An 8465-nucleotide genomic window follows, 5' to 3' on the forward strand; every position below is an offset into this window, starting at 1 on the left:
GAAATTGCAGGTAAAACTTAATTTTGTTGAAATAACCACTTTCGGGTATACCGCGCATGAGTCCATTTATTTCTGTTACGATACTGACCAAAAACAGTCAGAAGCACCTCGCCGCCTGCCTGCAGGCGCTGCAGCGCTTCCCCGAAGTAATTGTACTCGACAATGGCTCCACAGATGAAACTATGGCCATCGCCGCCAGCTTTGCCAATACCCGCATTGTGGAGTCCCCGTTCATTGGCTTCGGCCCCCTGAAGAACCTGGCAGCGCAGCATGCAACGCACAACTGGATCCTGTCAATAGACAGCGATGAAGTACTCTCGCAGGAACTGGCAGACGAAATACTCGGTCTCGACCTGCAGGATACCCGCACTGTCTACAGTGTATTGCGCCACAACTACTACCGCCAGAAACGCATCAAAGCCTGTGGCTGGGACAATGATGTGGTGGAGCGCCTGTATTGTAAGCAAACGACCCGGTTTGCCGATCTGGCTGTCCATGAGCACCTCCAGCTCCAAGACCTCCGGGTACAACGACTCCGGCACCCGCTGCGGCATTTTCCCTATGACAGTATTGCGCAGCTGGTAGAAAAAGCCAACAAGTACTCTACCTTATTTGCCCAGGAGAACAGGTTTAGGAAAAGCTCCTCCCCTGCCAAAAGCTATTTCAAAGCCGCATTTTCATTTTTCAGAAATTACATCCTGCAAAAGGGTTTCCTATATGGGTACGAAGGGCTGACCATTTCTTTTACGAACGCCGCTTATACCTTTTACAAATACATGAAACTGCATGAGGAAAATCAGAAATCAGACAAAAACTAAATTAAATACCGTTTTTTCCGGAACCTACGCCTTCCTCCAGGTATAGGAGGCTTTGTATCCAGCTATATACTAAATATACTCCGGCTGTACCTACCCTACCCCTCTTCCTCTCCACTCCCACTGCGAATCTCAGAGCCGGCATTGTAGCTGCTCTTATCCCGGCTGCCTGGCAGTTCCTATCAGACAGTCCTTTTTTCACACGGCTATAACATCTGTTAACAGCACTAAAACAATTACCGGCCAAATCAGTAATATAAATATTGTGGTATTTTTTTGACACAAACAAAGTAGTCTGGCTATATACCTGATCTACTGTCCCTAATGCAAACCCGATGCGCCATTTCACCCTTATAGCGCTGTTGCTGTTCGCATTGCATTTACAAGCGCAGCAATATAATTTCCGCAACTGGTCGTTGGAGCAAGGGCTCCCGCAGTCGCAGGTGAATGCTATCCTGCAGGACCATACCGGACAACTGTGGGTAGCGACACTGGGTGGCCTGAGCCGTTTTAACGGGACTACTTTCCATACCTATACCAAGCGGGAAGGACTGAGCAGCAACAGCATCAGTTGCCTGCTCCAGGATAGCCAGCACAACATATGGATCGGAACCAGCGACCAGGGAGTGATGCGTTACAGCGGCAATGGATTCCATTCCTACGGCACTCCTGCCGGCCTCCCGCCCGGCGGGGTGTTTGATATAGCAGAAGATAACCAAGGCACTATCTGGGTCGCAACTGCCAATGGTATTTATTCCACAACAGGCGATACCTTTAAAATCCATACCTCGCTTCCTCCGATCTGGTATACCGCTGTTCTGACCACATCTGCCAATGATCTTTGGGCTGGCAGCGCCTTGCAGGGGGTATTTAATGTATCGTCTGCTTGCATCACCAACTATACCTCCTCCGACAGCGGCCTGCCCGATAATGCGGTTACGACCATCTGTCAATCCCCTGCGGGCACTATCTGGATCGGCACCAACCAGGGAGCAGCAGCCTTCCGGCACAACAAGCTTCAGGCTTTTGAGCTACCTCCGGCCATTGTCGCTGCAGACATCACGGATTTCACCACCGATACCTATGGCCACCTTTGGATAAGCCTCAAAAACGAAGGCGTTCTGAAGTACGACGGAAAAAACTTTGAACACATCACCCACCAGGGCGGCCTCCGGACAGATAAGGTCAATGCCATTACCACCGATACCGAAGGCAATATCTGGATCGGCACTACCGGGTATGGGCTGATGCAGTACAAGGCGCCCTGGTTTGTCCATTATTTTGACATGGGCCAGCTAAAAGAACCCATTATCTCTGCTCTTGCGCAGGATACTAAAGGTAGGGTATGGCTGGGCACTGACAATGGCTACGCAGCCTATATGGAAGACGACAGCCTGCACTGGCTGAAAACAGACAACTGGCCCCCGAGTACCACGCTGCACAGCATGTGGGTCAGAAATGAAAACGATGTTTGGGTCTGTACCAGCCAGGGAGTCTATCGGCTGGGCCCGGCAAACGTCACCCATTACAACATGCAGGAAGGCTCATCTGCTCCTGATGTATACCAGGCTCTGCCCGATGGCCGTAACATGCTCTTTGCCACTGCAAAGGGAATGGCTGTATTGCTGCCACATCAATCCAAAGCCCGTTATCTGGCAGGCCAGTTGCCCACCGGCAAGGTATACGTGCTGCATCGCGACGCCAAAAACAGGGTATGGCTGGGAGCTGAAAACGGCATTTTCAGGTATGAGCACGGTAAAATCACAGCAGATCCAAGGCTGGAGAATTCCGGCTTCAGAGAAGTTCTTTCCATTGCGGAAGATCAGCAGGGTAATTTATACTTTGGCGGCTTTAACCACGGCATCCTGATCCTGCACGATGATTGGGAAGTGCCCAAGGTATATACCTCCCAAAACGGACTTCCTACCGAAGGCATCAAAAGCCTGTATGTGGACAAAAGCAACTCCCTGTGGGTGGGCACCAGCAGAAATGTGCTCAAGGTACGTCTTGATGAGTTGCACCAGCACGGCAAACTCCGCTTTCGGACCTACGCCAATCAGGATGGTTTCAGAGGGATAGAAGTCAGCAGCAACGGCATCACCCAAACTCCGGACGGCAGCGTGTGGTTTGCCACATCAAAAGGCCTGACAAAATACCTCCCCGAAATGGACCGGGAAAATAAGGTATACCCCAGTGCAATGCTTTCCGATGTTATGCTGTTCCTCCAGCCTACGGATTGGAAACAGCTCGGCCATAAGACCGATTCGGTAAACGGGCTTCCGGTAAATCTGCGGCTGCCCTCCAACCAGAATCATCTCACATTCGACTTCCATGGGATATGCCTCACGGCCCCTGACAAGGTCAGATACAGGTATAGGTTGAAAGGGCATGATGACAACTGGTCAGCCGTGACCAATCAGTCGTCTGCTACCTACGCCAGTCTTGACCCGGGCGACTATACCTTCCAGTTGCTTGCCTGCAACAACGACGGTTACTGGACACCCAGTCCTCTGACGTATACCTTCTCGATCACCCCACCTATCTGGCGCCGGGAGTGGTTCATCATCCTGCTGCTGCTGATCACTGCCGCAGGATCCATCACGGTAATCCGCCTTCGGGAAAAGAGCCTCGTAAAACTCAACTCGCTGCTCGAACAGAAGGTGCGGCACCGTACCCAACTGCTCGAGGAAAAACACCGGGAAAAAGAGATTCTGCTCAAGGAGATACACCACCGGGTGAAGAATAACCTGCAGATCGTGATGAGCATGCTTAACCTGCAGGCGCGGCATGTGCGGGATCCGCAGGCGCTGGAGGTCATGCAGTCGATCAGGAGCAGGGTCAGGTCGATGGCCATGCTGCATGAGCGGCTCTACCAGCACGAGGACCTGGCAGCCATAGACCTGCATGATTATTTCAAAGGAATCTGCGAAGGGCTATATGCAACCTATGGCAGCACCACGGAGCAGGTCCGGCTCGAGCTGGATATCCCGCCCATTATGGTTGACATTGACTCTGCTATTTCCCTGGGGCTTATAGTGAATGAACTCGTATCCAACTCGCTCAAATACGCCTTCCCTGACAGGACCGGTGAGCTGCAGCTACAACTGGAGGAGCACGGAAACAAACACTATACCTTGCTGGTTAGGGACAATGGAATCGGGTTGCCTGCCGGCTTCGAAGCAGGCTTCAAAAAGTCTTTCGGGCTCCAGCTGGTTCACTCTTTAAGCAAAAAACTGAATGGTAATATTGCGTTCCAAAATAACAATGGTACAAATTCAATATTACATTTTGTTTTGGCATCATAATTTTAGATTTTTACGTATGAAAATAATGCTATGACAAAACCCAAAATTCTAATTTCGGAAGACGAAGTCATCATTGCAGAAGATATAGCTGCTTGCCTGGAAGAGCTGGGGTATGAAACGTGCGCAATCGATGCAGGAGAAGACACATTGGAAAAAATCCGGGAGACACAGCCGGATCTGGTGTTGCTGGATATTAACCTCAAAGGGGAAGCAGACGGCATCGAGATCGGTTCCAGAATCAAAGAGGAGTTCGGTATACCTTTTATATACCTGACAGCCTATGCGGACAAGGACACGGTTGACAGAGCCAAAAAAACGGAACCCGACGGATTCCTGGCAAAGCCCTTTGACGAAAAGAACCTGCGCTCCGCTATTGAGATTGCCTTGTACAAGCACGGCAGTCCCCACAAGCCTAACGAGGGGGAAGCTGTGGTGCCACCTAAAATTCTAAAAGAAAACGGTGCGCATGCCGATTACATTTTTGTAAAGGTAAAGCACCGCATCATCAAGGTACACTACAGTGATATTCTTTGGGTGGAAGCGTATGACAATTACTCTTTTATCGTAACGGCCGATCAGAAATACCTGGTGAGCTCTACGCTAAAAGATATGGAACACAAACTGCCGCCTGACAACTTTGTGCGGGTGCACCGCTCCTACATCGCCAACCTGGATAAGGTGGAAGCCCTGGAAGAAAATTCCGTAGTCTTTGCCAAGGGAGATGTTCCGATCGGAAAGTCTTATAAGAAAGCGCTTATGTCACGTTTCAATATCATATGATCTACTTCTTACCCTAATAAAATTTTAAAGAGCGCTAAAGTTAAGTGAATAACCCTAAAAAACAGGAAAGCCGGTACATGCGTCCCGGCTTTCCTGTTTTTTAGGTATAAGCAAGCTTGATTAGTATCTGTAGTATTCCGGCTTGTATGGACCTTCTACTTCAACGCCAATGTAAGCTGCCTGATCAGGTCTGAGCTCCTCCAGCACTACGCCGATCTTGGCCAGGTGCAGGCGGGCTACTTTCTCATCCAGTTGCTTTGGCAAGGTATAGACCTTGTTCTCATATGCGTCTGCATTGGTCCAGAGTTCGATCTGAGCCAGTGTCTGGTTTGAGAAGGAATTAGACATAACGAATGACGGGTGACCGGTCGCACAACCCAGGTTGACCAGGCGGCCTTCCGCCAGCAGGATGATATCCTTGCCATCGATGTTGTAAAGGTCTACCTGCGGCTTGATCTCATCTTTCGTCTGGCCATAGTTGTTGTTCAACCATGCCACATCTATTTCGTTGTCAAAGTGGCCGATGTTACAAACGATCGCTTTGTCCTTCATTGCTTTGAAATGCTCAGCGGTAATGATGTCCTTGTTGCCGGTCGCGGTTACCACGATGTCAGCTTCCTTCACGGCATCCGCCATTTTCTTCACAGCAAAGCCATCCATTGCAGCCTGCAGTGCACAGATCGGGTCGATCTCGGTCACGATAACACGGGCACCGGCTCCACGCAGGGAAGCAGCAGAACCTTTGCCTACGTCACCATAACCAGCAACAACAGCTACTTTACCAGCCATCATCACGTCCGTAGCACGACGGATCGCATCTACCAACGATTCCTTACAGCCATACTTGTTGTCAAACTTAGACTTGGTGACCGAATCGTTTACGTTGATGGCAGGCATGGTCAGCGTGCCGTTCTTCATACGCTCATACAGGCGGTGAACGCCGGTCGTCGTTTCCTCAGAAAGGCCTTTGATACCAGCTGACAATTCCGGGTACTTATCCAGCACCATGTTGGTCAGGTCACCCCCATCATCCAGGATCATGTTAAGCGGCTGACGGTCTTCACCAAAGAACAAGGTCTGCTCGATGCACCAGTCAAACTCCTCTTCGTTCATCCCTTTCCAGGCATACACGGAAATACCTGCCTCCGCGATAGCCGCAGCAGCATGGTCTTGGGTGGAGAAGATGTTGCATGAAGACCAGGTCACCTCAGCTCCCAGTTCTACCAGCGTCTCGATCAGCACAGCCGTTTGGATCGTCATGTGCAGGCAGCCGGCAATGCGGGCACCCGCAAGTGGCTTGCTCGGACCGTACTCTTCGCGGATAGCCATCAGGCCAGGCATCTCAGCTTCAGCCAGTCTGATCTCTTTGCGTCCCCAAGCAGCAAGCGATATATCTTTTACTTTGTACTTAAGTTGTGTATCAATCATAATGGAATACTTTGTTCTAACAGGAACACAAAATTACACAATTTGTTGCTCATTTCCATATAAAATTACACCTTATCTGGTCACCAGGCCTTTTTACCAGTGGGTACAAACGCGGCAGCCTGCACTCTGGATGCAGGCTGCGGGAATGGCATTAACGTCAAAGCTACTAGTTGTTTGCGATGATCTGGGCTCCCAGAGCATTGCTGTTGCCGGATGGAGGGGCGACAAATCCCCGGGCAAATATGGTGTAGATCTTGCCATTGGCCAGTTGCACGTTAGGTACCGTCAGCACAACATTGTCTGTACCGGCCACCCTGACCTCCAGGTTATAAGCAGCCGCATCTACCGGGGTAAAGTCTGTCGCGCTCTTAAAGGCTCTGTTGCTAAACAGTACGGGGCCGTTGGTTACGGCTACATCCACAGCAGGGGCATCGGGCGAGAGGTGCACAAAGCGCACATGTGCTTTTCCGGAGGCAGGAGCTGCCAGATTATCCATGAGCACGACCGGTTCTATTCCACTCAGTGTATTGGCAGCAAATACGGTATAATTCATGTTTTTCTCGAGGTCCAGGTTGGCATCGATGACCGTTGTGCTGGTGCCGGCCGCGTTCACCTTCACATTGCGGTTACCGGAGCGCACATCCAGGTAGCCGGTATTGCCCGGGAAAGTAAGCGCTGATGTATTCACTTTTGCATTATCAACCAGCAGATCCACGCCGGGGGCATCCGGAGAAGCATGCACGACCATAACCATAGCCATATCGTCTATCGAGATCTCCTCATCGTCGTCATCGCAACTTGTCAGAAGGACGGCTGGCAGCATAGCCAATAGCATCAATTTCATCCACTTTTTCATATCGCTCTAATTGTTTAATGGGTAAATAAGTTTTGTTAGCTGTGAATACAACAGCACGTCTTAGATATTGTTTAATATTTTTACAAATACGTTAAACAATTTGTTTTTAACCCCTTACAAAAAGGAGAATATAAACCTGTACTTTTGTAGTAGCCCATGAAGCACTATACCCAGGAAGAGAAAGCATTCATACAGGAGCACCAGCACCGCAAACCGGCTGAACTGATGCTGCAGGCACGCCGTTATCCCGGCTTACCAGTGGCTGAGCTGGTGAAACAGATTCAGGCCCGGCAAAAAGCTACCGACAAACTTCCTACCTGGGTAGCGAACCCCGATGTGGTCTTTCCGGTGGCTGTTTCGGTCGAGCAAAGCTCTTCGGAGGCTGCCGCATCCTTTAAGGCTTCGTTGGTTTCGGGCGAGTTGCTCATTGACCTGACAGGCGGCTTCGGAGTAGACAGCTTTTATTTTTCAAAGAAGTTTAACCGGGTGGTACATGTGGAACAGAACAGCGAGTTATCCGAAGTGGCCCGCCACAACTTCCGGCTGCTGGGAGCGGACAACATCGAAACGGCGAATACCACCGCGGAAGCATTTCTGGCTTCCTTTACCGGTCAGGCCGATGTGATCTACCTGGATCCGGCACGGCGGGGAGAGCGGTCCGAGAAGGTGCACCTGCTGCAGGACAGTGAACCCGATGTGCTGCAACTACTGCCGCTGCTCCTTCAGAAGGCGAAGCACGTATTGCTCAAAACTTCCCCGATGCTGGACATTGACCTGGCCGTAGAACAACTGGGGACAGTCGCGCAGGTATGGGTCATTGCCCTGCAGAACGAGTGCAAAGAGGTGCTATACCTGATCAGCCAGTCGGTAGCAGGCGAAGCGGAACGCCATGCCGTCAACCTGTTACCGGGAATAGAGAGGCAGCATCTGGCCTTTACCAAAAGCCAGGAAGACCAGGCGCAGGTAAGGTACGAAGACCCGGAAGCGTATCTGTATGAGCCGAACGCAGCTATACTGAAAGCAGGCGCCTACAGAAGCGTGGCGGCCCAATATGGCCTGCACAAGTTGCACCCGAACAGCCACCTCTATACCTCTCCCTCGCTGGTGGAGGAATTCCCGGGGCGGGCCTTCAGCTGCCAGGGCATCAGCCGCTACAACAAAAAAGAACTCTACGCCAGGCTACCGGCCCGCAAAGCCAACATCACCGTTCGTAACTTCCCGGAATCGGTAGCAGACATCCGCAAAAAGACAGGTATAAAAGAAGGAGGGTCGGACTATCTG

6 protein-coding genes are annotated in these 8465 nt (G+C 50.9%); 4 read left to right on the plus strand and 2 right to left on the minus strand.

The features are described 5' to 3' along the window. Window positions 1-56 precede the first annotated feature (56 nt). The 3 genes from OB13_RS13285 (at window position 57) to OB13_RS13295 (ending at window position 4900) form a co-directional block, all read left to right on the plus strand. Window positions 57-818 carry a glycosyltransferase family 2 protein gene (locus OB13_RS13285; protein WP_461490653.1) on the plus strand — a complete coding sequence of 254 codons (762 nt, stop codon included), beginning with the start codon at window positions 57-59 and terminating at the stop codon, window positions 816-818. A gap of 332 nt (window positions 819-1150) precedes the next feature. Beyond that, window positions 1151-4120: a two-component regulator propeller domain-containing protein gene (locus OB13_RS13290; protein WP_461490654.1), complete on the plus strand. Its 2970-nt coding sequence runs from the start codon at window positions 1151-1153 to the stop codon at window positions 4118-4120. A gap of 30 nt (window positions 4121-4150) precedes the next feature. Next, window positions 4151-4900: a LytR/AlgR family response regulator transcription factor gene (locus OB13_RS13295; RefSeq protein ID WP_461490655.1), complete on the plus strand. Its 750-nt coding sequence runs from the start codon at window positions 4151-4153 to the stop codon at window positions 4898-4900. Window positions 4901-5020: 120 nt separating this feature from the next. Here OB13_RS13295 and ahcY read toward each other — a convergent pair whose 3' ends face one another. Together ahcY and OB13_RS13305 are read right to left on the minus strand one after the other, a co-directional pair. Continuing rightward, entirely contained in the window at window positions 5021-6328 is a 1308-nt protein-coding gene (gene ahcY, locus OB13_RS13300; RefSeq protein ID WP_461490656.1) for an adenosylhomocysteinase, read from the minus strand. 166 nt (window positions 6329-6494) lie between these two features. Then, window positions 6495-7184, minus strand: coding sequence for a DUF4397 domain-containing protein (locus OB13_RS13305; protein ID WP_461490657.1), 690 nt, complete (start codon window positions 7182-7184; stop codon window positions 6495-6497). Window positions 7185-7340: 156 nt separating this feature from the next. On the opposite strand from OB13_RS13305, the gene OB13_RS13310 reads away from it, so the two are divergent. After that, on the plus strand, window positions 7341-8465 hold a 1125-nt coding region (locus tag OB13_RS13310), incomplete at its 3' end, for a THUMP-like domain-containing protein (RefSeq protein ID WP_461490658.1).

It is taken from the genome of Pontibacter sp. HJ8, assembly GCF_054824225.1.

Bases quoted from the DNA above. Each gene is read 5' to 3' on its own strand.
- OB13_RS13285 (WP_461490653.1), top strand. From the start codon at position 57: ATGAGTCCATTTATTTCTGTTACGATACTGACCAAAAACAGTCAGAAG.
- OB13_RS13290 (WP_461490654.1), top strand. From the start codon at position 1,151: ATGCGCCATTTCACCCTTATAGCGCTGTTGCTGTTCGCATTGCATTTA.
- OB13_RS13295 (WP_461490655.1), top strand. From the start codon at position 4,151: ATGACAAAACCCAAAATTCTAATTTCGGAAGACGAAGTCATCATTGCA.
- ahcY (WP_461490656.1), bottom strand. From the start codon at position 6,328: ATGATTGATACACAACTTAAGTACAAAGTAAAAGATATATCGCTTGCT.
- OB13_RS13305 (WP_461490657.1), bottom strand. From the start codon at position 7,184: ATGAAAAAGTGGATGAAATTGATGCTATTGGCTATGCTGCCAGCCGTC.